Here is a 22,516-nt window from a genome sequence, read left to right on the forward strand (position 1 = left end):
CGCTCAGCAGGTGCGGAGCATGTTGAGCAGGGCCACCTTCTCCTTTCGGGTCACGAGGAGCCGGTAGTGATGCTTCACGGTGATCCACGAGGTCGCGTACCGGCACCAGTAGGCGCGGCGCGGCGGACGCCAGCTCTGCGGTCCTTGGCCGCCCTTGGCGATGTTGGCGGAGTGGCTGATCACCACCAGCTCGGGGCGGGTGAGGTCGTTGGCGAAGGCGCGGCGCCGCGCCTGGCTCCACTTGCTCGCCCCGGAGCGCCAGGCGTAGGACAACGGCACGACATGGTCGACGTCGACCAATCTCTCGCTTTTCAGCCGCTTGCCGTCGTACGGGCTGTACCAGACGCCCTTGACCGGATGGCAGGCGGCGTTCTTACGTACGCGTCGCCCGTCGCGGGCCAGGACCACCTCTCGTGCGTCGCACCTGCCCTTGTGGTGCGCCCACCGGGGCAGGAACCGCCGGTGGCTGTAACCACGGATGGATAACGGCTTGGCGACCTTCAACCGGGCCAGCATGCGGCGGCCCGCTGTCCCGCCCTCGGCCTGCGACCGTTCGCGCACGTCGGCGGCCGCCGGTGGCGTGGCCGTGGTGGCGGTGATCGGGATGGCCAGAAGGGTGAGTACGGCGACTCCCACTGTCCGCCTCAAAAAGATCATGCTTCTACCCTTACCAGCTACTTCCGCTGACCGCGATTCTCACGACAGGGATGCTGCGGGTCCATGGTGCTGACGGACCGTGTGGGAGGAGTCGCCGGTGCGGCGGGGTCACCGCTCGTTACGTTGCCCGGCTTAGTAGATGCGGTACTTGCGGCCGCAGTTGTCGAACTTGCCCGCCCAGCAGGTGAACGTGTACACCTTCTTGATCCCACGCCCGCTCCAGCGGCCGACGACCTCGCCGTCCCACGACTGGTTGAACTTGTGCCAGCTGCCGTTCTTGTAGTACTCGAACCACACCCAGCCCTTCTTGCCGCCGACGTTGTCCACCCCGTGCCACGTCGTGAAGATCTTGCCGCCGCTCTTCCACGTCCTGCCGAACGTGTACGCCTTGCGGTCACTGGAGAAGAATTTGCCCCAGTTCACCGTGAAGGTGGTCGCGCTCGCGGTGGTGGTCGTGGTCTGGGTGGTCGCCTGGGCGGCCGGGCTGAGAGCGATACCGGTGAAGGCCATCGAGCCGGCCAGAGCCGCGATCGCAAAGGTCTTACGCATTGGGTTCCTCCCCCTTGTCGGTGCTGCCGGGTTCGTCCGGCAGGACAGACATTAGGGAGACGGCCAGCGATCAACTGTGCAGAAATCCGCACATCCAAGGTGATCAGCACCACACGCGTACGGGACATCCAACCAGCGGTTTCGCGCGAACGCCCGCCCGCTTCAGGGGTCAGGCGTGCTGTCATCGTCAGCTGACGTCGGCGCGGTTCGGCAGCCCTGGGAGCACCCCTCGAATCGAGCGGTGTCGATGGGGGAGAACGACGTCGGGGGCACGCCCGCCAACGCGCCGATCATCGTGTCCTTCCAGATCGGCCCGGGAAGGGTGGCACCCGCCACCGCCCCGTAGTAGCGCCCGCCGATCGTCACCCCGGTCAGCTTGTGGTCCTGGGAGCCGCGCGGGTCCCCGATGCTCACCGCCGCCGCCAGGTCCGGGGTGAACCCGGCGAACCACGCCGACGCGTAGTCGTCAGTGGTGCCGGTCTTGCCCGCCGCGTCGCGCCCGATGCCCCCGACGTCGCGCATCGTGCCCTTGGTGAGTACGCCGGACAGCACGTCGGCCGTCGCGTCGGCGATGGCGGGGTCGAGCGCCTGACGGCACTTTGGCCGGTACCGGGTGGCCTTGCCGTCGCGGTCGGTGACCCGGGTGATGGCCGTCGGCGCGCAGTACTTGCCGCGTGCCGCTATCGCCGCGTACGCGGTGGCCACGGTCACCGGGTCCATCTCGTTGATGCCGAGCGTGAACGTCTCGTACTCCTGCAGCTTCCGCCCGTCCGAGCGGCGGATTCCCAGCGACTTGGCCGTGGTGACCGTCTCGCAGAGCCCGGCCCGCCGCTCGAGTTCCATGAAGAAGGTGTTCACCGAGGCCCAGGTGCCGGTCCGCAGCGTCTTCCACCCCGGGGAGCCTTCGTCGTTGGTGACCGTGTGCGTCGGGTCGCCGATGTTCTCGCCCTTGCAGTTCTTGAACGTCGAATAGCCCGGGGCCCGGTATCCGGCGCCCGCGCTCAGGCCGTCGTCGAGCTTCATGCCGTTCTTCAGCGCGCTGATCAGGGTGAAGGTCTTGAACGTGGAGCCGGCCTGGAACCCGGCGCCGCCGCCGTGCACGGCGTCCGCGACGAGGTTGTAGGAGATCTCGTTCCTGGCGCGGTCGCCGCCGTACGGCCTGCTCGCGGCCATGGCCTTGATCGCTCCGGTGCCCGGCTGGACCAGGGCCTCGGCGGCGACGGGGTCGTCGGAGGCGTACACGTACTTCCTGATCGCCCGATCCGCGGCCCGCTGCATGGCGGGGTCGATCGTGGTCCTGATCGTCAGGCCGCCGCGGTTGAGCATCGCCAGGCGCGCCGCGGCGGTCTTGCCGAAGTCGGGGTTGCTGAGGATCTCCTGCCGGACATACAGGCAGAAGTACGGATATTTGCTGGATTCGCAGCCACCGGGGAGCTTGGTGCCCTTGTAGCCGAGTTTGGTGGCCTTCGCCGCGGCCGCCTCGGCTGGAGTGATCTTGCCCAGCTCGGCCATCCGGTTCAGCACGACGTTACGGCGGTTCAGCAGCCTCTCGCGGTGCTTCCTGCCGATGTTCGGGTCGGTGGCGTTCGGGTCCTGTACGGCTCCCGCCAGCGTCGCCGCCTGTGGCAGGGTGAGCCGGTCGGCCTTGACGCCGAAGAACCGCTTGGCCGCCGCCTCGACGCCGTAGGCCCCGGCTCCGAAGTACGCGATGTTCAGATATTTCCCGAGGATCTGGTCTTTGGTGTACTTCTCCTCGACCCCCATGGCGTACCGCAGCTCGTTCAGCTTGCGCGCGTAGCTGGCCGCAAGGGCCGCGTTCCGCTCCGCGTCGGTGTCGGCGGAGTTGAGCAGCACCTGCTTGACGTACTGCTGCGTGATGCTGGACCCGCCCTGGCTCACCTTGCCCGCCCGCAGGTTCTTGGCCAGCGCCCGTACGGTGCCCTCGATGTCGATCGCGCCGTGCTCGTAGAAGCGGTAGTCCTCGATCGAGACGATCGCCGTCTTCATGACCTCGGCGATCTGGTCGAAGCCGACGACCTCCCGATACTCCTCGTAGAAGCGCGCGATCTCGCCCCCCTTGGCGTCCTGCACGATCGTGACCTCGGCCGGCGGCGGCTCGACGAGGGCGACCGGCTTGAGCTCCGCCTCGCCCACCGCCGACGCGAATCCGAGCGCCGCACCCCCCACGGCCGGCACCGCGATCCCCGCCACGAGCACACCCGCGGCCACCCCGGCCGCGGTGAGCCGTACGATCTTCGTCCCCCGACGCGCCATCAGAGCCCCTCTTGGTCAGCAGAGGGCAGGAGCAAATCAGAACCGATCGGATGATGTCTAATAGCGCTATGCGGTCGGAATCAATATCTGATTCGATATGATCCCTGGTCAAAAGGCGTTTTGAGAGGCCGTGACCGGATTCGAACCGGCGTTCACCGCTTTGCAGGCGGTTCCCTGAACCACTCGGGCACACGGCCAAGCAGACGAACGGTCAGGCGCCGGCTCGCCGGGCCAGACGTTCGTCGAGGTGCTCCAGGCTGGGCAGGAACCAGACGTGGTCACCCTGGTTCGTCTCATGAACGAAGTCGCGCAAGGCCGAGCTCGCCGCCGTGTGCCGGGAGATGTCCCCCGTGATCACCAGAAGCAGCCGGTACGTCGTGAACTTCTGCATGATGTCACCCGCGACCCGCGTCCGGAGTTGGAAGAAGGCGTCGTCGAGCCGTTCCGCCGGAATGACGATCACCTCGGCGCGCTGCCCCCACGCCTCGCCCACCAGATCGGTGGCGGCGCGTTCGTCCTTAATCGGTTCGCCATTAGGGGCGCACGAGAGAACACGGAATCCCTGAATAAGGGAAAGCGTTTCAGGCATGACGATAACCACTCTCTCAAAAAGGGAAGAAAGCTAAAGATGCGCGCGCGACGTCATTTGACGGCACGGCGAGAAACCGCCGTTGGGGCGATGTGCGAGGGAGGGTTGCGCGTCAGGCGCGACAACAACGACAACAGGACGAAGCGGCCGGATCGCAGGCGGAGCAGGCCATCATGGCTGCTGCCTTCCTGTCCATCGTCCGGCTCCTGACCTTCGTCTCCAGGCGGTCGGTGAATTCACGCCTGTTCGTCATTTCCAAAACGACAATAGCGACGGATATCCGCGGCGTCAATCGCCGTGACTCGCGAGAAGGATCAGCGCCTGCTTTCGAGGACCGACTTCGCGTTCGCCATGTCGTCGGTGGCGATGACGATCCGTACACCGCCGAAGGTCGTGTAGGCGAGGTCGATGTTGACGTTGGCGTCGGCGAGCTGCCGGGTCAGCTCGCCAAGGGCGCCCGGATGGTCGTCCATCTCCGCCACGAGTACGGAGCGCTCATCGGCGATCCCCATCCCGGCGCCTTCGAACACCTGGCGGCATCTGGTGGCGGCCTCGTCATCGACGAGCACGTGTACGACGCCCTTGCCCTCTCCGGTGAAAGCCGCGAGACCCTGGATGTTCACGCCCGCCTCGCCGGTGACCCTGCCGAGTCGGGCCAGCTCACCCGGTTGATCATTGAGGATCACAACAATATCTGTTGGCATCGTCCGATGATCCTCTCACTAGACCCCAAATGCGACAAAGCGCATGTGAGGCGACATTAATGAGGAAATTTCCCACTAAACGGCAACGTATTGAGCCTTTGGGCAAAGCTTGTCCGGCGCATATCCCACCCGCGACCATAGGCACGTGGACCCACAGGGCTTCTACCGCGACCCGTACCCCGTCTACACCGAGGCTCGCCGGACGCAAGGGCTTACCTTCGTACCCGAGCTCGACGCCTGGCTGGTGAGCCGGCGCGAAGACGTACGCGAGGTGCTGGGCAATCCAGAGCAGTTCTCGTCGGCGGGCGCGCTGCGACCCGACTACCTGCCGAGCAAGGCCGCGCTCTCGGTGCTGAGCCAGGGGTTCGGCGGCGTGCGGACGGTGCTCGGCGCCGACGGCGACGCGCACCGGCGCCTGCGCCGCCCCCTCAGCAGAGGGCTGTCGTCCGCCAAGGTAGCCGCCGCGCTCCCGTTCGTCACCGAGCGGGCCGAGGCGCTCATCGGCTCCTTCGCCGGCGACGGTCAGGTCGAGTGGATGGACGCGTACGCCCGGCCGCTGCCCGCCGCCGTGATCGGCCATCTGGTCGGCCTGGACCCCGCCGACGCGCCTGGCGCGATTCGCGGGGCGCAGGGAGCGGAGAGGCTGGTGTTCACCGAGCTGACGGAGACCGAGCAGGTCGAGGTCGCGGAAGAGATCGTGGACATGCAGCGGCTGCTCGACGGCTACGCTCGCGCGCGGAGGAGGGCTCCGCGCGACGACCTGTTCACGGAGATGGTCCGCGACCTGGCCCCCGGCTCCGACGACCTCACGCTCGATCAGCGCAAGGAGATCGTGTCCAATGTCCAGAACCTGCTGCTGGCCGGCCACCTGACGACGACCGCGCTGCTCGGCACCGTGGTGCTCAACCTGCTGCGTGATCGCCGCCAGTGGGAACTGCTCTGCGAGCAGCCGCGGCTCATCGCCGCGGCCATCGAGGAGGCACTCCGGTTCGAGGCGCCGGTCCAGGGCTTCCGGCGTACGGTCACCACCACCGTGACGCTGAGCGGCACTGAGCTGCACGAGGGCGACGTGGTCTTCGTGTCCTTCGCCTCAGCCGGCCGCGACGCCGACGCCGATGCCGCTGCGCGGGCGGACGGTGACGTGCGGGCGGACGGTGACGTGCGGGCGGACGAGTTCGACATCGGCCGGGAAGCCTTCCGCCACCTGTCCTTCGGACATGGTCCGCACGGGTGCCCGGGCTCGCAACTCGCCAAGGAGCAGGTCCGGATATCCCTGGAAATCTTGATCCGCGAACTCCCCGGCCTGCGCCTGGCCCACACCGACATCACGATGGCCCCCACCCTCATCCACCGCTCTCCCGAGACGCTCTTCCTCGCCTGGTGAGAAGGCGTCCGAACTCCGGTTCCGAAGTCACGCTGAGTTACGGTTCGCGCCTCGGGCGAGTAGGCGTCGCGGGGTTGCTCGAACGGGAGAATCCCCAGCTCATGATCCCTTTTTCGGGAGAGTGTCGTGCTGTGGAATAGCGCTTCGCGGCGATTACCATGTGTGATGATCGCTTTATCCTCGCACGCCATGGCTGCCCCCTGCGGACAGTGTCTCTCCGAGGTCATGACCGCTGAGGACTTTGACCTAAGGAGCACGCATGTCCATCGTAAGATTCACGACCCTTGCCACTGCCCTGGCATTCGGAGCCGCCCTCACGACAGGGGTCGGTGCGCATGCCGACGCCCGCCCTGTCGTCAAGCAGACGGTAGCCAAGGCACTTTCGGGGTCGACGACTCAGCGGATCGCTTCCGGGAGCACGGCGCCGGGAATCGGCTGGCAGCTCTACATAAACAACTCGCCCGGCCTCTACATCGACGTGGACACCACGTCCGCGGGCTTCAGGGGTACTCCCGTCTACACGGTTTCGGTCGGCGGCACGGATCACCAGTTCGAGCTGACGGGCACCAGCACCGTTTACCGCCCCACCGCGACTGGATTCCGCGTCTATATCCGTTGGAGCGAGAGGGACATCCCCCCGCTCACCGTCGCCGACGCGGAGACTTACGGGTGGTACGTCAACTGGATCGGCGTCGACAACCCGTAAGTACTGCCACAGCCACACCTCCGCTTGTCCAGTCGGCTGGGCAAGCGGAGGGACGGGGGGCGGTCAGCAGCGATACATCCGCAGTAGACAGCCACCACCCAGATCTGTCACCATTTCCACCATGATCGTAGGAAAGGACGACGCCACCTTCATCTGGTGAGCGCTCCCGAGCAGCGGGAAGCTGCCGCAATCCGCGAAGAATGGCTGGGCTCGACGCTGTCGACCATGCCCGCCGACCGTCCGGCCAAAGAGGCCGCCATCTCCGAGCTGTACCACTTGATCGGGCTCGCCCCACCGCGTTTCCACTGGGTCCCGTCACCGCTCGCGGCTCTGGAGACCGTTCCGCCGGGTCTACGGCCTTCGGAAGCCGCCCGGCACATGTCCGAATGGCCGCTGCCGCCTCGGCTCTCCGCGCTGATGAGAGAGCTGTGCCTCGAACTCGACACCCGGGTCAGATGGGAGCCGATGGACCGGCTGATTCGGCGGGAGGTGGTCGGCCCGCTCGGGCGTTCCACCCAAGATTCGCTCCTCGTGCCGGTCCGGGCGGTGCATGACTCGCGCGAACGCCGGATGAACGGCTGGTACGGCGTGCAGTGCGTCTCCTGGATCGCCCATTACGACGCCCTCCGTCGAGCGGCCGGTGTGGTCTTCGCGACCGAGCGGGTCAGGCGGCTCGATCTGTGGGCGGCAGCGGCCCGGTCAGGCGGCTGGTGGTGGCCTCGTGAAGGCGTGTGCGTCATCTCCGAACGGCCCGTCGCCCTGCACACGGAGGTGTGGAGCGACGACGGCGAAGTCCGGCTGCACTGTGCCGACGGCCCGGCGGTGCGTTACGCCGACGGGTGGGATGTGTACGCCTGGCACGGCACCCAGGTGCCCCCCTGGGTGATCACGAGTCCGGACGTCCAGCGGATCGCCCAGGAGGCCAACGTCGAGGTCAGGCGGTGCGCGATCGAGCGCATCGGCTGGAGCTCGTACATCGAACAGGCCGGCCTGCGGTTGGTCGCGGCCGCGCCGGACCCCGGCAACCCCGGGTCGGAACTGCGGCTGTACGACATGCGCAAGGAGACCAAGGTGCTCCTCGCGGTCAACGGGTCCGTCGAACGCGACGGGCACCGCCGCCGGTATGGGCTGACCGTGCCGGGGTTCCTGAACGACCCGCTCGACGCCGCCGGCTGGACCTACGGGCTGTCCGCCGAGCAGTACTCCCTTCTCGTACGCCGAACCTGAGGTGATCTCCATGACTGTGACTCTCGCTTCTCTCTCCCAGCAGACCGGACTCGCCGTGCTCGACCACCTCGAGCAGACGGTGAGCATCCCTGTCGTCGACGGGCTCCAAGCCCAGGGCGACCTCATCGTCATCCCGCTCTCCGTCGTCGCGTCGTCCGTACGGCCATGGAACCCGGCCATGTGGACGGACGTACCGCCCGAAGGGGTCGAACTCCTGCGTGGCGCGGCCGGCGGCAACCCGCACACACTTGTCGCCGACCCGGGCACCTGCCGCTGGACGGTTGACGTGATGGACTCCGACCGGCTGGCGATCGGCATCTTCGAGACCTCCGCCGTCGCCTACCTGCTCCATCCCGAACACGGAGCAACGGGCTGTACGCCGGGCACGTACGTCATCCGGCGGCAGCGCGAGCACGAGGGCCGGAGGAGCCGCCTCGTGGCGGACTGATCCACGTCGACACCCCTGCGGCGCGTGCGAACCCGGTGCGCCGCAGGCGGTGCCCGATGATGGAGGGGCACGTGTGGACAGTCTGCGGGAGGTTCGGTGGAACTCGGGTTGAGGGACAAGGTCGCCGTCATCACCGGTGGCAGCTCCGGGATCGGCCTGGCCGTGGCACAGGGGCTCGCGGCAGAGGGCGCGCATCTCGTACTCGCCGCCCGTGTCGGCGACCGCCTGGAGGAGGCGGCGCGCGGCATCCGCGAAGCCCACGGTGTGCGCGTGGTGCCCGTCCCGTGTGACGTGGCGACCGCGGACGGCACGGCGACGCTGATCGAGGCGGCCGAAGAGAGCTTCGGGGGCGCGGACATCCTGGTCAACAACGCCGGAGCCGGATCCAACGAGACCATACTCGAGGCCCCGGACGAGAAGTGGCAGGCGTACTGGGACCTGCACGTCATGGCGGCGGTACGCCTGGCCCGCGGACTCGTGCCCGGTATGCGGCAGCGTGGTGGCGGGGTGATCCTGCACAACGCGTCGATCTGCGCCGTCCAGCCGCTCTGGTACGAACCCATCTACAACGTGACCAAGGCCGCGTTGATGATGTTCTCCAAGACGCTGTCGACGGAGGTCATCGACCACAACATCCGGGTGAACTGCGTCAACCCCGGCCTGGTCCTCACCCCCGACTGGGTGAAGACCGCCAAGCAGCTGACCGCGGACAGCGGCGGGGACTGGCAGGGGCACCTCGACGAGGTCGCGCGGGAGCACGCGCCGATCAAGCGGTTCGCCACCCCGGAGGAGGTGGCGGACTTCATGGTCTTCCTGTGTTCGGAGCGGGCCGGCTATTCGGTGGGCTCCACGTACTTCGTCGACGGCGGGATGCTCAAGACGGTGTGAGCCGGGGTCAGGTGAAGTGCGCCTCGGCTCGCAGCCTGCCGGAGGCGTCCTGGACGCTCAGCTGCCCCGACTCCGGCGAGCCGGTGACGACGAACGGCTCACCCTCGAAGACGGGACGCCGCAGGCGGTAGGTCAGGCCGGTGATCCGCCGCCCCAGGGCGTGCCGCCGGGGCAGCTCGGCCATGAGAACGGCGAGCAGCGGACCGTGCACGACGAGGCCGGGGTAGCGCTCGACGTCGGTGCAGTAGCGCTGGTCGTAGTGGATGCGGTGGGCGTTGGCGGTGAGCGCGCTGAAACGGAACAGCAGCGGCGGAGTGGCGGTAACCGCAAGCCGCCACGCGGCATCAGCAGCCGCGGGCCCAGCGCTGGCGTCAGCGCTAGCCGAGGCGGGGGCGGAGGCAGCGGCCGGGGCTGGCTCTCCCGGTTGCGGAAGCGCCCCGCCGGGAGCCGCCCCCTCGGTCGGCGGGTCCGAGCGGTAGACCAGGTCCTGCTCGTCGACCAGCCGCAACTCCCCACTCTGCCGGTACTCGTACCGCACCGTCACGAACAGCAGCTCTCCCGTCCGCCCCTCCTTCGGCGTGACGGCCGTCAGCTCAGCGGTCCGTACGGCGGGCCGCCCCATCTCCAGCCCCCGCCGCGCCCGCATCCGCCCGCCCGCGATCATCCGCCGCCGATGCGGGATGGGCGGCAGGAAGTGACCCTCGGCCGGATGGCCGTCGAGGCCGAGGGCGGCCTGCGGCGGCCACTCCAGGAAGTACAGCCACTGCCACGGCAACGGCAGCGCCTCACCGGCGGTCGGCGGCGCGTCGAGAACCGCCGCCAGGGCCGCCGCGGGCTGGGGTGAGATGACGTCTTCGCTGGTCACGGGCTTGGGCTGCCAGTCGCGTAGGTAATCCAAGAGCGCCATTCGCCTACCACCCCTTGAGCGCGCGACCGGGCCACCACGGCAGCGGTTCGCCCGGCACCTCATCGGTACGAGGCTATCGGCGAGGCGGGCGGCGAACGGCAGGTGGTAGCCCCATGGCCCGGGCGGTCGGCAGGTGGTGACCCGAACTGGCTCGGACGGGCGGCAGGTGTGACCCCAACTGGCGGAAGAGCCGTCCCGACCGCCCCAGGGACGGTTAGTGTCACTCCGGACACGAGGAGTGATGATGACCATGCTGGCGCGGGCCGTAGAGCTCAAGGCCGAGCTGATCCACTTTGCCACCTCAGGCAGGTTCGAGCGCGAGCTGAGCGGGGTGCTCGACCGGTTCTACGCCGACGACCCGCCCACCGACGAGGCCGCGGCCTTCCTGCCCATCGACTACTTCGCCCACCAGCACCCGCTGACCGGTGGCGACACGGTCATCGACCGGTTCCTGCGCGAGCGGCCCGACCTGGCCAGGGCCGAGGTCGAGCTGCTGTCGAGCTGGAAGGAGGTGGTCGAGGGGGTGTACGAGGTGCGGGTGGTCGACGGGGCGGCCGTGCTGCTGTTCAACCTCGTGGACGAGCTGGTCTACCGGGTGTTCTCCAACCTGGGTGAGGCGGCGTTCGAGGAGCTGCGCCCAGGGATGTACGTGGTGGGCAGGCTGCTGCCGCTCGGCCTCGACTGGCTGATCAGCGGCACGCCCGCGGTCCACGCCGCCGCCGCGCGTGACACGCTCCTGCCGGTGGCCGCGCACATCGCGCTGGAGCATCCCGACTGGGTGTTCCGCAACCCGGTGCTGCTGGCGCGGGCCAGGGAGCTGCAGAGCGAGCAGCGCCGGTGCTTCATCAGTCACTTCGGGACCGACCTGGTCGTGCTGCGGCCCGCCGAGCTGGCCGACCGCATCCGCGGCTACCTGGCCTACCAGTCGGGTCGTCTGGGCGGCGCGGCGCCGACCAGGGAGGAGCTGCCCGTACGGATGGACGGGGCCGAGACGGTGGCCCTGATCTTCGACGAGGTGGCGGGGCTCGGTTACTACGCCGACTTCGCCAAGCTGGAGGAGGTCTTCCAGGACCCCGGCCTGGTCGCCAGGCGGCCCTATCGCGAGCTGGTCAGCTCCTACCTCCGGGGCGACGCCGTCTCGCCGGTGCCGATCCGGCGGCTGGCCGAACGCGATCCCGAGAAGGCCGGCGCGGTCTTCGCCAGGCTGCTCAACAAGCGCGGCTTCGACTGGGAACGCAGCGGCGAACTGCTGCTGCGCACCCACAAGCCAGCACATTTCACCACCCGGCCGCTGCCCACGGTCATACCGGTCACCGGGGCCATCGCCGAACACGTGGGAGCCGCCTGACGGCACCCGAAGGTCAGGAGGCCTTCTCCTCCGGGAGGGGGATCCACTTGTGCGCCCAGACGACCAGCTCGTCTATGACCGGGCGCAGCTCCTCGCCCATCTCCGTCAGGTGGTATTCGACCCTGACCGGTGAGGTGGCGAGCACTCGCCGCTCGATGAGCCCGGCCGCCTCCAGCTCCCGCAGGCGCCGGGCGAGCATCGTGTCGTTGACCCCGGGGATGGCCGCTTTGAGCGCGGCGTAGCGGTGCGCACCTTTGAAGATCATTTGCAGCACGGCGCCCGACCATCGGGCGCCGATCAGTTCGAGGGCGGTGTGGAACCTGACGCACACCGAATCAATGCTCACGTCGTAGATCTTACCCAACCGCCGCTCCATTTGCTAAGAAATATGTAGTTACTCAATAATGTTGAGCAGCTAGCCGTCTGAGACTGAGGAGCGCCACATGTCCAAGCCCGTACTGCAGGTGATCGTCGCCAGCACCCGCCCCGGCCGCGTGGGCAGGACGATCGGGGAGTGGTTCTACGAGCGGGCCGTGGCCGGCGGCGACTTCGACGTCGAGCTGATCGACCTGGCCGAGGTCGGCCTGCCCTTCCTGGACGAGCCGAACCACCCCAGGCTCAAGCAGTACGAGCACGCGCACACCAAGGAGTGGAGCGCCATCGTCGAGCGCGGAGACGCCTACGTCTTCGTGACGCCCGAGTACAACCACAGCTTCAACGCCGTCCTCAAGAACGCCCTCGACTTCCTGCACCAGGAGTGGCAGCACAAGGCGGCCGGCTTCGTGAGCTACGGCGGCCTCTCCGGCGGCACCCGCGCGGTCAACAGCCTGCGCCAGGTGGTCAGTACCCTGAAGATGATCCCGGTGGTCGAGGCCGTCAACCTGCCGTTCGTGCCGCAGTTCGTCGAGGACGGCACGGTCAAGCCCAACGACGTGATGACCGCCGCCGCCGACGCCATGCTGGCCGAACTCGCCAAGCTCACGAGCGCCCTGCGCCCCATGCGCCTCTCAGTCGCCTGACCCGCCTGCCTGCCGGGACCATGCGGCAGGCGGTTTCTGGCGGGTTATTCGGATTATTTCAGGACTCGTCGTCGTTGTCGATCAGGTTGTCGAGCACGCGGGTCACGGCGTCACCCAGTGGGCGGAACGCCTGGCTGAGCGCGTTCGCGAGCGGGCCGAAGATCTCCGTCACCTCGTGGATCAGGTCTTCGGACTTGCTCTCGGGAGGCGCCCAGCGCATCGCGTCGGCGCTCAACGTCTCCCATTCGTCGACGACACCGTCGATGGCGTCGAGAACATGATCGGGATCGCTCGGCATGGCCCTCCTCCAAAGCGCGGGAGTGGGATAAGGCCACGGTACATCCAGTGCGAAATGTGACGCCAGGACGTCAGGCGGGGGATGGAGACGCTAGGACGTCGGACCGGGGATGGAGACCCCAGGACGTCGGACCTGGGATAGAGACGCCAGGACGTCAGGCGGGGATGGACGGGACGTCGGGCGGGGATGGACGGGACGTCAGGCGGGGATGGAGACGCCTACGCCGCCGCGCGTCTGGCCGCCGTACCTCTCCTTGTCGGCCGCGATGTTGAGCGGCCGGATGCCGCTGCGCGCGGTCAGCACCTCTTCGGTGAGGAGCGAGGCGGGCACCAGCCACGAGACCTCGAACTCCAGGCCGTCCGGGTCGTGCGCGTACAGGGCCTTCGTGGTGGAGTGGTCGGAGGCCCCGGCCAGCGCGCCCAGCTCGCTCAGCTTGGCCGCGATGCGCTCCAGCTCGTCGAGCGTGTCCACCTCCCAGGCCAGGTGGTAGAGACCCACGGTGGACCGGCCGGCGGTGGACTGACCCGCCTGCTCGCCGATCTGGAACAGGCCGAGGTCGTGGTCGTTGGTCGAGCCGGCCGCCTGCAGGAAGGCGGCGCCGGGCATGCCCATGACCACCTCGAAGCCGAGGGCCTCCCGGTAGAAGGCGACGCTGCGCTCGACGTCGCGTACGTACAGGACCGCGTGGTTGAGCCGCTGAACCGGCATGGTGAACCCCTCTCGGCGGAAGCTACCTTCGAGTATATGAGAGTTCAACTAAAATGGGCGCATGACCCGATGGCTGGACGATGACGAGCAGCGCACCTGGCGCGACTTCCTGGCCGCGACCCAGTTGGTCAACGAGGCGCTCGACCGCCAGCTCCAGCGTGACGCGGGCATGCCGCACACGTATTACATGATCTTGGTGGCCCTCTCGGAGGCGCCGGAGCGTTCGATGCGGATGAGCGAGCTGGCCAACAGGGCGCAGAGCTCGCAGAGCCGGCTCTCCCACGCGGTCGCGCGGCTGGAGGAGCGCGGCTGGGTGCGGCGCCGGCCCTGCGACTCCGACCGCCGGGGCAGCTTCGCCGCGCTCACCGATGAGGGCTTCGCCGCCCTGGCCGCCGCCGCGCCCGGCCACGTGGAGGAGGTACGGCGGAGCCTGTTCGACGTCCTCACCCCCGAGCAGCTGGGGCAGCTCGCCGAGATCTGCGCGGCGGTGCGGAACACGCTGGAGCCGTAGCGCGAAACGGTGTGGAACACGCTGAGGCCGTAGCGCGAAACTGTCCCCGCGACGCCGTACGGTTCTCCCGGAAGTCGAACGAGGAGAGCGGATGCACGACACGGATGAGGCGCTGTTCAGGGCAGTCCACGGGATCGCCGGCCGCTTGGCCGGGCAGCCGGTGCCCGTGGTGATGGACGCCTTGCTACGCCAACTGCCCAAGGCCCCCGGCCTGGACATGGCCGAACTCCGCCGGATCGCCGAGGAGATCAGCGTCGGCAGAGACCCCTCGGGCTTGTAACCCGACGGAGCCCGACAGAGTGCAGGGCCCTCCACTCCCGAGCGGCGAGCAGCGATGGACCGTGCCCGGCCAAGAAGACGCACGTCACGGCGCCCAGCCGGTGAGGCGGAGGACCGTGCCCCTGGAAGGCCGCCGACCCCGGTCGGCGGATGGGCCCTCCCGTGCCTGCCGTAACGAAAAAGACCCCAAAAAACCCCGAGAGAACCTCAGGGTCGGGTCAGGGGCGGCGCCTGATGTGAGGGTGGGCCGTGGGCGGGAAAGTAGGGACATGACCGCAAAGAGGCTCTATCCCATCGTCGCCTGCGGGTCGATCGTGTTCGCGGTGGTCGGGATCGTGGTCGGGCAGCTGGTGCTCGACCCCGGCCTGAACCCACTCAACGCGACCGTCAGCGAATACGCCGTGTCCGACCGCGGGGGCGTCACGGAAGCGGCGATGATGGTGCTGGGCCTCGGTTCGCTGATCCTGGTGAAGGCGCTGAAAGCGGCGAACGCACCGGTGCGGGGGCTACCGGAGCGGCTGCTGTGGGTGTGGTCGGGGGCGCTGATCGTCGCCGCGGTCATCCCGACCACGCCGATCGGCGCCGACCTGACCCTGACGGCGGAGATTCACCGTTACGTGTCCGTGGCGGCGTTCGTCAGCCTGCCCGCGGCGGCGGCCCTGCTGGTGCCCCGGCTCACGGCTGACGAGGCGTGGAAGCCGGTCGCGCGGACCGTCGAGTGGCTGGCCTTGGCGGGCGGGCTCGGGGTGCTGGCGGTCACCTATGTGGCGCTGCCCGGTGAGCGGGTGATGATCGGGTTGGTGGAGCGGTTGCTGCTGGGCGCGGAGGTGGCGTTGCTGGCGGTGCTGGCCGCGTGGTTGGTACGGCTGGCCTGGGGCCGGGCCGTTCAGCGACCTGCGGATTTCCCGACATATCATAGATTTGTCGCGAGTCGATCTTAAGAACCGCCGCATTTGGTGCTATTCTCTCCCGCGATCTTCTATCCGGGAGCGGGCGTCATGGCATCTGGCAGATCCATCAGATTCAAGATCTCGACGCTGCTGGTTCTCCCACTGGTTTCTCTGGTCGGACTCTGGGGCTTCGCCGCCAGCACCACCTCCGGTGAGGCCATGGGCCTGCTGAAGGTCGACACGATCTGGTCCGGAGTCATCAACCACGCCGACTTCCTGGTCTACACAATCGAGCAGGAGCGTCTCGCCGCCGCCGAGGTGATCTCCGGCGGCGTCGCCGACCCCGCCCAGCTGGCCGCCACACGCGGCAAGGTCGACGAGGTCAAGAAGCGGCTCTCCGACGGGGGCCTGTCGGAGACGACGCAGGCCGCCCTCACCCCTGAGATGCGCGGGCGGCTGAAGGACGTCTTCACGGCCGTCGACCGCCTGCCCGAGATCAGGAAGAAGGTCGACAGCCGCCAGCTGACCCCCGGCACGCTGATCACCGAATACTCGGCGGTCAGCGACGCGGTCCATCACCTGTACCCGTCGCTGACTCTCGGCACGGACGTCGAGCTGGCCCAGCAGGCGCAGGGTCTGATCGCCGCCAGTGAGGTCCGCGAGCTGCTGAGCCGCGAGCACTCGCTGATCATCGCGGCCAACGGCAAGCCGTCCATGGGCGACATGCACATGCTCGCGAAGCTCGACGGCACGCGGACGTACATGTTCCCCAAGGCCATGGCCAACCTCGACGCCGAGCTGCGGACCCCGTTCGAGCAGGTCACCGAGTCCGCGCGCTGGGCCGCGATGGAGCGCGCGCTGGACGGCTACGTCGCGGGCCGGATGCTCGACCCGGCGGTCTGGCGTGGCATGGCCGACCCCGAGCTGAAGGCCTACACCCAGGTCATCTGGGACAACGGGGACCGGCTGCTGGCCCGGATGACGCCGGCCGGCATCGCCATCCTCGTACGGGCCGGCGTGGCGGGCGTCCTGGGCCTCATCGCGGTCGCCTTGTCCATCTTCATCTCCATCCGGGTCGGCCGGCGCGTCAGCCGTGAGCTGGCGGCGCTCCGCCGCAACGCGCTCGACCTGGCCGAGATCCGGCTGCCCGGCGTCGTGACGAAGCTGCGGCAGGGCAAGAACGTCGACATCCCGGCCGAGGTGCCGCCCATCAAGATGTGCGACGGCGCGACCAGCGAGATCGACGACCTGGCGAAGGCGTTCGACAGTGTCCAGTACACCGCCGTGGACGCGGCCGTCGAGCAGGCCAAGCTGCGCCAGGGTGTCTCCGAGGCGCTGCGCAACCTGGCCCGGCGCAGCCAGTCGCTGCTGCAGCGCCAGCTCAAGCTGCTGGACGAGATGCAGCGCGAGACCGAGGACCCGGAGGCGCTGTCCCGGCTGTTCAAGATCGACCACCTGACGACCCGCATGCGCCGCCACGCCGAGGGCCTGGTGCTGCTGTCCGGCGGCTCCGCCGGGCGCAGGTGGCGCGGCGTCATCCCGGTCGAGGACGTGCTGAGCGGCGCCGCCGCGCAGGTCGAGGAGTACACCCGGGTCCGCGTCTACCCGATGCCGGAGTGCGGGGTCTCCGGCGCGGCCGTGGCCGACCTCATGCACCTGTTCGCGGAGCTGATCGAGAACGCCGCCGCCTTCTCCTCGCCGGGCAACGAGGTGTCGGTCCGCGGCGAGCTGGTCGGCAGAGGCTTCGCCGTCGAGGTCGAGGACCGCGGGCTGGGCATGACCCCCGAGGCCCGGCAGGCCGTCAACGAGCGGCTGGAGAGCCCGCCCGAGTTCGAGGCGTCGCAGACCGAGCGGCTCGGCTTCTCGGTGGTCGGCATGCTGGCCGCCAGACACGGCATCACGGTCACGCTCAAGCCCTCCCCGTACGGCGGCACCACCGCGATCGTGCTGGTGCCCACAGCGCTGATCCAGGCCCTCCCGACGCCGGTGCGGATGCCCGAGCTGGAGTCGGTGTCCGTCTCGGTGGTCAGGACGCCTCAGGACACCAGGACGTCTCACGACACCAGGACGCCTCACGACACGACGGCCCCCGGTCAGCTGCCACGCCGCCAGCGCACGGCCAAGCACGGCCCTGAGCGGTCCCAGGAGTCGGCGCTGCCCCGCCGGGTGCGACAGGCCAACCTGCCGGAGCAGCTCAAGCAGTCGCCACCCCCCGAGCAGACTGAGGCACTCTCGTCCGAGAGCCGCTCACCGGAGGAGGCCAGGGCTCTGCTCTCCTCGCTCCAGTCGGGTTGGCAGCGCGGGCGGCAGGACAGCGATCAGGATGGGGGATCCCAATCGTGACCCATGGGCCAGACGAGTGGGTTGACGAGGAGGCCGGCCCGGTTGTGCGGCCGTACGCGGTGGCCAGGGGGCGCACCAAGTCCTCGTCACCCGAGCTCGACCTGCTGGCGACCGTGTCGTCGACCGGCCTGCCGGTGCCCGCCAAGGCGGAGCTGAGCGGCCAGCACCGCCGGATGATGGACTGCGTCATGGCTCAGACCAGGCCGGTAGCCGAGATCGCCGCCGAGCTGAACCTGCCCGTGGGGGTGGCCAGGGTACTGCTCGGAGATCTGCTCGACTACGGCCTGGTGTCGGTCCGGCCGCCGCTCGCCAAGGCGACGACCCCTACGGAGAGCCTGCTCAGAGAGGTCATCAACGGTCTACGGGCCCTCTAGCTCGCCGAGGTCATCAGCCGAGGTCATCAACGGTCCGCGCGCTCTAGTTCGCCGACGTCATCGTCCTCAGCGAGTGCTCGACCAGCGTGACCATGACCTCCTTGGCCGAGGTGCGCCGCCGCACGTCACAGAGCAGCACGGGCACGTCGTCGTCCAGGTCGAGCGCGATCCGCACGTCGTCCACGCTGTGCCGGTCGGCGCCGTCGAAGCAGTTGACGGCCACCACGAACGGCGTGCCGCGCTGCTCGAAGTAGTCGACGGACGGGAAGCAGTCGGTCAGCCGCCGGGTGTCGGCGATCACGACGGCCCCGAGCGCGCCGTAGGACAGCTCGTCCCACATGAACCAGAACCGTTCCTGCCCCGGGGTGCCGAACAGGTAGACGACCAGTCCTTCGCGGATCGTGATACGGCCGAAGTCCATCGCGACGGTGGTGGTGGTCTTGGCCTCCACACCGTCGAGATCGTCGACGCCGACGCCGCGATCGGAGAGCACCTCCTCCGTGCGTAGCGGCCTGATCTCGCTGATCGCGCCGACCAGCGTGGTCTTGCCCACGCCGAACCCCCCGGCGATCAGAATCTTCAGCGCGACGGGGTCCTCAGAGAGCACGGAGTCCATTGATCACTTCCTTGAGAATGCGCTCATTCGGACGCGGCCCCTTTTCCGAGGGGGACGTCACCGAGATGAGGCCGTGGTCACGCAGGTCGCCGAGCAGCACCCGGACGACGCCTACGGGCAGATCGAGCTCGACGGCCACGTCGGCCACCGTGATCGGGTTACGCGCTGCCCGCAGGATGAGCAATTGCTCGGGTTCGAGATCGTACGCCTCCGTGTCGCTGACGACGGAGACGATCGCCATGAGGTCGAACGCCTCTCCGGAGGTTCTGGTGCGCCCGCGAATGAGGGCGTAGGGCCGGACGACCGGCCCCGCGTCCTCGTCAAGCCACCGCGGGGGTTCGTTCATGACGATGTCGCCCTGGGGTTGGTGGATATGTGCTGCCCCACCCGCTTGACGAGCATCGCCATCTCATAGGCGATGTGCCCGACGTCCACGTTGGCGTCGGCCAGCACGGCCAGGCAGGTGCCCTTCCCCGCCGCCGTCACGAAGAGGAACGCCGACTCCATCTCGACGATGGTCTGGCGCACGTCGCCGCCGCCGAAGTGCCGTCCAGTGCCTCGGGCCAGGCTCTGGAACCCGGCGGCCACGGCCGACAGGTGCTCGGCGTCCTCGCGGCTCAGTCCCTTGGAGTAACCGACCGCCAGGCCGTCGGTGGACAGGATGACGGCCTGGCGTACTGCTCCGACCCTGCTCGTCAGGTCGTCGAGGAGCCAGTTCAGCTCACCGGTGTTGGTCGTCGGCACACTCATGCCTCCCCCTCCTCATTCGCTTCTTCTCGGGCGCGTTGGGTTCCCCGCTGGTAGGCGGAGAACAGGTCCCGTACCTCATCGGGAGAGCGCTCTGTCTTCGCTTCCGGTTCCGGCTCAGGCGGCTCGTCCGTCTTGAGCTGGGGTGCCAGATTTGCCTGTTTCACTCGCCTTGGCAGCCCGGCATGCGTGCCGTTCACCACCGCGAGCGTCTTCTTCTTGGTACGGCTGGGCAGCGCGGGCGCCTCCCCGTCGCCGCCCGCCTCGAGTGCGGCCTGGTCGTGGACCAGCCCGCGCGGCACCAGCACGATCGCGGTGGTGCCGCCGAACGGCGAACGGCGCAGCAGCACCTGGATGCCGTGCCGTTCGGCCAGCCTGGCCACCACGAACAGGCCGAGCCGGTCACTGTCGGCCAGGTCGAACTCCGGCGGGTTGGTCAGCAGTGCGTTGAACGCCGCGTACTCGCCCGGAGACAGCCCCAGCCCTCTGTCCTCCACCTCGATCGCGTAGCCGTTGCTCACCAGGTCACCGCGGACGACCACGGTGGTGGTCGGTGGAGAGTAGATGGTGGCGTTCTCGACCAGCTCGGCGACCAGGTGGGTGAGGTCGGCGGCGGCGGCTCCGTCGAGCGCGCTGCCAGGCATGGCCTCGACGGTGACCCTGGTGTAGTCCTCGACCTCGGCGATGGCCGCCCGGACGATGTCCACCGCGGGCACCGGCTTGCGCCAGGCCCGGCCGGGGGCGGAGCCGGACAGGATGATCAGGCTCTCCGCGTGACGCCGCATCCGGGTCGTCAGGTGGTCGAGGCGGAAGAGCTCTTCCAGCCGGTCAGGGTCGTGCGTACGGCGCTGCATGCCGTCGAGCAGCGCGAGCTGGCGGTGCAGCAGGCCCTGCTTGCGCCGGGCCAGGTTGAGGAACACCTGGCCGATGCCGCGGCGCATCGCGGCCTGGCTCACGGCGGCGTTCACGGCGGTGCGCTGCACGGAGCCGAACGCCTTGGCCACGTCGACGATCTCGGCCGCGCCGCTGACCTTGAGCGGCTTGGCCTCCTTCTTGACGTTGACCTCTTCGCCCCGGCTCAGCCGGTCGACCAGGCCGGGCAGCCGGTTGTCGGACAGCTCCACGGCCGCGGACCTGAGCGCGGCCAGCTCACCGGCGAGGCGGCGGCCGAAGCGTACGGAGATGATGATCGAGGCGAGCACGGCGATCAGCCCGAGACCGCCCGCGGTGCCGATCTTCACCATGGTGCTGGTGGCGGCGTCGAGCGCGCGCTCGCTCAGCACCTCTCCGGACGACGCGCCGAGCTTGTCGAGCTGCGCCGCGAGCCGGTCCACGGTCGCGTTCCACGTCGCGCCGTCGGCGGGTGGGGCGCCGCTCGCGATGATGCGCGCCTCCATGGCGGTGAAGTCCCTGAACGGCTCGCCGGCGAAGATCTGCTCGTACGGCCTGCGGAGCGCCGTGTCGAGCCCGGCCTGGCCGCGGGCGCTGAGGAACCTGCGGGTCGCGACGTACTCGGTGAACGCCGTGAGCTCCGGCTCGGTGAGTCGGCGGTCGATGAGCGCGCCGCTGACCAGCGCGTGCTCGCGGGCGATGATCTCCCGGGCGTTGCCCATGGCCTGCAGCGACGACGCCTGCTGGAAGAGCGGCAGGTCGGGCACCGAGACGAGGTGGTCGTAGAGCCGGAAGATGGCGTCGAGGACCCGGTTGTACTCGTTGAGGCTGGTCAGCCGGGAGCTGATGCCGCCGTCGATGTCGGCGCGGATGGAGCCGAGGCGGTTCAGCTCCGCGGTGAGGGTGTCGAGGGAGGCGCGCAGGTTGTCCTTGATCGCGTCACCCGCTGTCACGGCGGACTTCTGGAAGTCGGCCACGGACTTGTCGGTGCGGGCGCGCTGTGTCCCGAGCTCCTGGGTGAGTTGACGGGTGGTGACCGCCACGGCCGATTGGGCCCGCTCGGCTTGGAGCTGTAAGCCCAGGTCGGTGGAGGTGATGCCGATCGTCTGATAAAGCGTGTTGGCTCTTAGCAGGGCCTGGCCGTCACCCACGGTGAGATTGAGGGCAAAGCCCCAGAGCGCACTCAGAGACAGGAGGGGTAGCAACAGCAATAAGAAGATCTTGAACCGAATTGACCGGTTATGCGAGCCCATGTCCCAACCTCGGAGTCGAGGGGTATTTGCACACTCTGTGTAAACACACCTCCGGAAGATCGCACAGGAGACTAGCACCGATTATGCTTCCGGCGCAGTGGGAGGAACGCGTTGATTAGCGTGATTACTGGGGCGAGCGCCGGCATCGGCGCCGCGGCGGCGGCCGAGCTGTCACGACGGGGGCACCGGGTCGTGCTCGTCGGTCGGGACGAGACTCGGCTCAAAGCCGTGGCCGACGGATTGAGCGGGCCGGAAGCCGATGTTTTGACCTGCGACTACACATCGCTTGACGACGTTCGTAGGCTCGCGGCGGTGTTGCGTGAGCGTTATGACCGAATTGCCGTACTGGCCAACAACGCGGGTGTGATGAGTCCGGGGCGCCAGATTACGGTGGACGGTCACGAGCTGATGGTTCAGGTCAACCATCTTGCCCCCTTTCTGTTGACCGATTCTCTAACAGATCGGGTCGACAGGGTAGTCACCACTTCTTCACGGGCGGGCAGAAGCGGCCGGCTCGACCCGGACGACCTGTCGCGTGAGCGGCGACGATGGAACGGCTGGCTCCAGTACGGCGACACGAAACAGGCGAACGCCCTGTTCACGGTCGGGTTGGCGGCCCGGGGGGTGGCGGCCACCTGTTTCCATCCCGGCGTGATCCGCACCGGGTTCGCGGCGCAGACGTGGATCATGCGGATGTTCCTGGCCGTGCCCGGCTATGCCAAGCCGCCCGAGTACGGCGCGCGCACGCTGGTGCACCTGGCCACGCACACCGACGGCGAGCGGCGCGCCGGAGCCTACTTCGCGAAGCGCGCCCCGGAGCCGGTCCCGTCCGCGATGTCCGACCCCGCCCTGGCCGAACGCCTCTGGCAGGCCAGCCTCACCGCCCTGAAGGGCTGAGGCGGGCAG

General features: G+C 68.5%; 26 protein-coding genes and 1 tRNA gene. 13 read left to right on the top strand and 14 right to left on the bottom strand.

Going from position 1 to position 22,516, the window contains the following annotated elements; all coding sequences use genetic code 11:
• Positions 1-3 precede the first annotated feature (3 nt).
• The 6 genes from AB0B64_RS25765 to AB0B64_RS25790 form a co-directional block, all read right to left on the bottom strand.
• Positions 4-657: an HNH endonuclease family protein gene (locus tag AB0B64_RS25765; RefSeq protein ID WP_357957590.1), complete on the bottom strand. Its 654-nt coding sequence runs from the start codon at positions 655-657 to the stop codon at positions 4-6.
• Positions 658-789: 132 nt separating this feature from the next.
• Complete coding sequence (locus AB0B64_RS25770) at positions 790-1,206, bottom strand: hypothetical protein (RefSeq protein ID WP_357957588.1); 417 nt, start codon at positions 1,204-1,206, stop codon at positions 790-792.
• Between the two features lie 162 nt (positions 1,207-1,368).
• Positions 1,369-3,480 carry a transglycosylase domain-containing protein gene (locus AB0B64_RS25775; protein ID WP_357957586.1) on the bottom strand — a complete coding sequence of 704 codons (2,112 nt, stop codon included), beginning with the start codon at positions 3,478-3,480 and terminating at the stop codon, positions 1,369-1,371.
• 125 nt (positions 3,481-3,605) lie between these two features.
• Positions 3,606-3,677: transfer RNA gene (locus tag AB0B64_RS25780), tRNA-Cys, on the bottom strand.
• A gap of 14 nt (positions 3,678-3,691) precedes the next feature.
• Positions 3,692-4,069 carry a DUF4180 domain-containing protein gene (locus AB0B64_RS25785; protein ID WP_358180139.1) on the bottom strand — a complete coding sequence of 126 codons (378 nt, stop codon included), beginning with the start codon at positions 4,067-4,069 and terminating at the stop codon, positions 3,692-3,694.
• Positions 4,070-4,383: 314 nt separating this feature from the next.
• On the bottom strand, positions 4,384-4,773 hold the full coding sequence (locus AB0B64_RS25790; protein ID WP_358180142.1) for a hypothetical protein: 390 nt from the start codon (positions 4,771-4,773) through the stop codon (positions 4,384-4,386).
• Positions 4,774-4,918: 145 nt separating this feature from the next.
• Between AB0B64_RS25790 and AB0B64_RS25795 the strand changes: the two genes are divergently transcribed.
• The 5 genes from AB0B64_RS25795 (at position 4,919) to AB0B64_RS25815 (ending at position 9,426) form a co-directional block, all read left to right on the top strand.
• The gene (locus tag AB0B64_RS25795; RefSeq protein WP_358180145.1) at positions 4,919-6,157 is read left to right on the top strand and encodes a cytochrome P450; all 1,239 of its coding nucleotides are present in this window, start codon (positions 4,919-4,921) and stop codon (positions 6,155-6,157) included.
• Between the two features lie 259 nt (positions 6,158-6,416).
• The gene (locus AB0B64_RS25800; protein WP_357957580.1) at positions 6,417-6,863 is read left to right on the top strand and encodes a hypothetical protein; all 447 of its coding nucleotides are present in this window, start codon (positions 6,417-6,419) and stop codon (positions 6,861-6,863) included.
• A gap of 156 nt (positions 6,864-7,019) precedes the next feature.
• Positions 7,020-8,090, top strand: a complete 1,071-nt coding sequence (locus AB0B64_RS25805; protein ID WP_358180148.1) for a DUF6745 domain-containing protein — start codon at positions 7,020-7,022, stop codon at positions 8,088-8,090.
• Between the two features lie 10 nt (positions 8,091-8,100).
• Entirely contained in the window at positions 8,101-8,538 is a 438-nt protein-coding gene (locus tag AB0B64_RS25810) for a hypothetical protein (RefSeq protein WP_357957576.1), read from the top strand.
• Between the two features lie 96 nt (positions 8,539-8,634).
• Positions 8,635-9,426: an SDR family oxidoreductase gene (locus AB0B64_RS25815; RefSeq protein WP_358180151.1), complete on the top strand. Its 792-nt coding sequence runs from the start codon at positions 8,635-8,637 to the stop codon at positions 9,424-9,426.
• Between the two features lie 7 nt (positions 9,427-9,433).
• Here AB0B64_RS25815 and AB0B64_RS25820 read toward each other — a convergent pair whose 3' ends face one another.
• Entirely contained in the window at positions 9,434-10,333 is a 900-nt protein-coding gene (locus AB0B64_RS25820) for a hypothetical protein (protein WP_357957572.1), read from the bottom strand.
• Positions 10,334-10,574: 241 nt separating this feature from the next.
• Here AB0B64_RS25820 and AB0B64_RS25825 point away from each other — a divergent pair, with 241 nt between their 5' ends.
• Complete coding sequence (locus AB0B64_RS25825; protein ID WP_358180154.1) at positions 10,575-11,681, top strand: hypothetical protein; 1,107 nt, start codon at positions 10,575-10,577, stop codon at positions 11,679-11,681.
• Positions 11,682-11,694: 13 nt separating this feature from the next.
• Here the strand turns inward: AB0B64_RS25825 and AB0B64_RS25830 are convergent, their stop codons facing one another.
• Positions 11,695-12,027 (bottom strand): helix-turn-helix domain-containing protein, encoded by a 333-nt coding sequence (locus tag AB0B64_RS25830; RefSeq protein WP_357957568.1) that lies wholly within the window; start codon positions 12,025-12,027, stop codon positions 11,695-11,697.
• 97 nt (positions 12,028-12,124) lie between these two features.
• Between AB0B64_RS25830 and AB0B64_RS25835 the strand changes: the two genes are divergently transcribed.
• Complete coding sequence (locus tag AB0B64_RS25835) at positions 12,125-12,700, top strand: NAD(P)H-dependent oxidoreductase (protein ID WP_357957566.1); 576 nt, start codon at positions 12,125-12,127, stop codon at positions 12,698-12,700.
• Positions 12,701-12,758: 58 nt separating this feature from the next.
• On the opposite strand, the gene AB0B64_RS25840 is transcribed toward AB0B64_RS25835, so the two are convergent.
• Positions 12,759-12,998, bottom strand: coding sequence for a hypothetical protein (locus tag AB0B64_RS25840; protein WP_357957564.1), 240 nt, complete (start codon positions 12,996-12,998; stop codon positions 12,759-12,761).
• Between the two features lie 198 nt (positions 12,999-13,196).
• Entirely contained in the window at positions 13,197-13,706 is a 510-nt protein-coding gene (locus AB0B64_RS25845; protein WP_357957562.1) for a VOC family protein, read from the bottom strand.
• A 61-nt stretch (positions 13,707-13,767) separates the two neighbouring features.
• Between AB0B64_RS25845 and AB0B64_RS25850 the strand changes: the two genes are divergently transcribed.
• The 5 genes from AB0B64_RS25850 to AB0B64_RS25870 all read left to right on the top strand — a co-directional run bounded on the left by AB0B64_RS25850 (position 13,768) and on the right by AB0B64_RS25870 (position 18,103).
• A complete protein-coding gene (locus tag AB0B64_RS25850) occupies positions 13,768-14,217 on the top strand; it encodes a MarR family transcriptional regulator (RefSeq protein WP_358180157.1) in 450 nt (149 codons plus the stop codon).
• 91 nt (positions 14,218-14,308) lie between these two features.
• Complete coding sequence (locus AB0B64_RS25855; protein ID WP_357957558.1) at positions 14,309-14,497, top strand: hypothetical protein; 189 nt, start codon at positions 14,309-14,311, stop codon at positions 14,495-14,497.
• A 268-nt stretch (positions 14,498-14,765) separates the two neighbouring features.
• Positions 14,766-15,437: a DUF998 domain-containing protein gene (locus tag AB0B64_RS25860; RefSeq protein WP_358180160.1), complete on the top strand. Its 672-nt coding sequence runs from the start codon at positions 14,766-14,768 to the stop codon at positions 15,435-15,437.
• A gap of 57 nt (positions 15,438-15,494) precedes the next feature.
• Positions 15,495-17,729 carry a nitrate- and nitrite sensing domain-containing protein gene (locus AB0B64_RS25865; protein ID WP_358180163.1) on the top strand — a complete coding sequence of 745 codons (2,235 nt, stop codon included), beginning with the start codon at positions 15,495-15,497 and terminating at the stop codon, positions 17,727-17,729.
• Positions 17,726-18,103, top strand: a complete 378-nt coding sequence (locus tag AB0B64_RS25870) for a DUF742 domain-containing protein (protein ID WP_357957552.1) — start codon at positions 17,726-17,728, stop codon at positions 18,101-18,103. Before AB0B64_RS25865 ends, AB0B64_RS25870 begins: the two co-directional genes overlap by 4 nt.
• 43 nt (positions 18,104-18,146) lie before the next feature.
• Here AB0B64_RS25870 and AB0B64_RS25875 read toward each other — a convergent pair whose 3' ends face one another.
• The 4 genes from AB0B64_RS25875 to AB0B64_RS25890 are packed head-to-tail and all read right to left on the bottom strand — an operon-like array spanning position 18,147 to position 21,508.
• Complete coding sequence (locus tag AB0B64_RS25875) at positions 18,147-18,719, bottom strand: ATP/GTP-binding protein (RefSeq protein WP_225300026.1); 573 nt, start codon at positions 18,717-18,719, stop codon at positions 18,147-18,149.
• On the bottom strand, positions 18,700-19,065 hold the full coding sequence (locus AB0B64_RS25880; RefSeq protein WP_357957550.1) for a DUF742 domain-containing protein: 366 nt from the start codon (positions 19,063-19,065) through the stop codon (positions 18,700-18,702). The genes AB0B64_RS25875 and AB0B64_RS25880 overlap by 20 nt, the downstream gene beginning before the upstream one ends.
• Positions 19,062-19,469, bottom strand: a complete 408-nt coding sequence (locus AB0B64_RS25885; protein WP_357957548.1) for a roadblock/LC7 domain-containing protein — start codon at positions 19,467-19,469, stop codon at positions 19,062-19,064. Before AB0B64_RS25885 ends, AB0B64_RS25880 begins: the two co-directional genes overlap by 4 nt.
• The gene (locus tag AB0B64_RS25890) at positions 19,466-21,508 is read right to left on the bottom strand and encodes an ATP-binding protein (RefSeq protein ID WP_358180166.1); all 2,043 of its coding nucleotides are present in this window, start codon (positions 21,506-21,508) and stop codon (positions 19,466-19,468) included. Before AB0B64_RS25890 ends, AB0B64_RS25885 begins: the two co-directional genes overlap by 4 nt.
• Positions 21,509-21,730: 222 nt before the next feature.
• Between AB0B64_RS25890 and AB0B64_RS25895 the strand changes: the two genes are divergently transcribed.
• A complete protein-coding gene (locus AB0B64_RS25895; protein WP_357957544.1) occupies positions 21,731-22,507 on the top strand; it encodes an SDR family NAD(P)-dependent oxidoreductase in 777 nt (258 codons plus the stop codon).
• Positions 22,508-22,516 lie beyond the last annotated feature (9 nt).

It is taken from the genome of Nonomuraea sp. NPDC049129, from assembly GCF_040648495.1.
GTDB lineage: Bacteria > Actinomycetota > Actinomycetes > Streptosporangiales > Streptosporangiaceae > Nonomuraea.

Bases quoted from the DNA above. Each gene is read 5' to 3' on its own strand.
- AB0B64_RS25775 (WP_357957586.1), bottom strand. From the start codon at position 3,480: ATGGCGCGTCGGGGGACGAAGATCGTACGGCTCACCGCGGCCGGGGTG.
- AB0B64_RS25765 (WP_357957590.1), bottom strand. From the start codon at position 657: ATGATCTTTTTGAGGCGGACAGTGGGAGTCGCCGTACTCACCCTTCTG.
- AB0B64_RS25860 (WP_358180160.1), top strand. From the start codon at position 14,766: ATGACCGCAAAGAGGCTCTATCCCATCGTCGCCTGCGGGTCGATCGTG.
- AB0B64_RS25865 (WP_358180163.1), top strand. From the start codon at position 15,495: ATGGCATCTGGCAGATCCATCAGATTCAAGATCTCGACGCTGCTGGTT.
- AB0B64_RS25785 (WP_358180139.1), bottom strand. From the start codon at position 4,069: ATGCCTGAAACGCTTTCCCTTATTCAGGGATTCCGTGTTCTCTCGTGC.
- AB0B64_RS25825 (WP_358180154.1), top strand. From the start codon at position 10,575: ATGATGACCATGCTGGCGCGGGCCGTAGAGCTCAAGGCCGAGCTGATC.
- AB0B64_RS25855 (WP_357957558.1), top strand. From the start codon at position 14,309: ATGCACGACACGGATGAGGCGCTGTTCAGGGCAGTCCACGGGATCGCC.
- AB0B64_RS25835 (WP_357957566.1), top strand. From the start codon at position 12,125: ATGTCCAAGCCCGTACTGCAGGTGATCGTCGCCAGCACCCGCCCCGGC.
- AB0B64_RS25820 (WP_357957572.1), bottom strand. From the start codon at position 10,333: ATGGCGCTCTTGGATTACCTACGCGACTGGCAGCCCAAGCCCGTGACC.
- AB0B64_RS25770 (WP_357957588.1), bottom strand. From the start codon at position 1,206: ATGCGTAAGACCTTTGCGATCGCGGCTCTGGCCGGCTCGATGGCCTTC.
- AB0B64_RS25790 (WP_358180142.1), bottom strand. From the start codon at position 4,773: ATGCCAACAGATATTGTTGTGATCCTCAATGATCAACCGGGTGAGCTG.
- AB0B64_RS25810 (WP_357957576.1), top strand. From the start codon at position 8,101: ATGACTGTGACTCTCGCTTCTCTCTCCCAGCAGACCGGACTCGCCGTG.
- AB0B64_RS25840 (WP_357957564.1), bottom strand. From the start codon at position 12,998: ATGCCGAGCGATCCCGATCATGTTCTCGACGCCATCGACGGTGTCGTC.
- AB0B64_RS25800 (WP_357957580.1), top strand. From the start codon at position 6,417: ATGTCCATCGTAAGATTCACGACCCTTGCCACTGCCCTGGCATTCGGA.
- AB0B64_RS25875 (WP_225300026.1), bottom strand. From the start codon at position 18,719: ATGGACTCCGTGCTCTCTGAGGACCCCGTCGCGCTGAAGATTCTGATC.
- AB0B64_RS25845 (WP_357957562.1), bottom strand. From the start codon at position 13,706: ATGCCGGTTCAGCGGCTCAACCACGCGGTCCTGTACGTACGCGACGTC.
- AB0B64_RS25850 (WP_358180157.1), top strand. From the start codon at position 13,768: ATGACCCGATGGCTGGACGATGACGAGCAGCGCACCTGGCGCGACTTC.
- AB0B64_RS25885 (WP_357957548.1), bottom strand. From the start codon at position 19,469: ATGAGTGTGCCGACGACCAACACCGGTGAGCTGAACTGGCTCCTCGAC.
- AB0B64_RS25880 (WP_357957550.1), bottom strand. From the start codon at position 19,065: ATGAACGAACCCCCGCGGTGGCTTGACGAGGACGCGGGGCCGGTCGTC.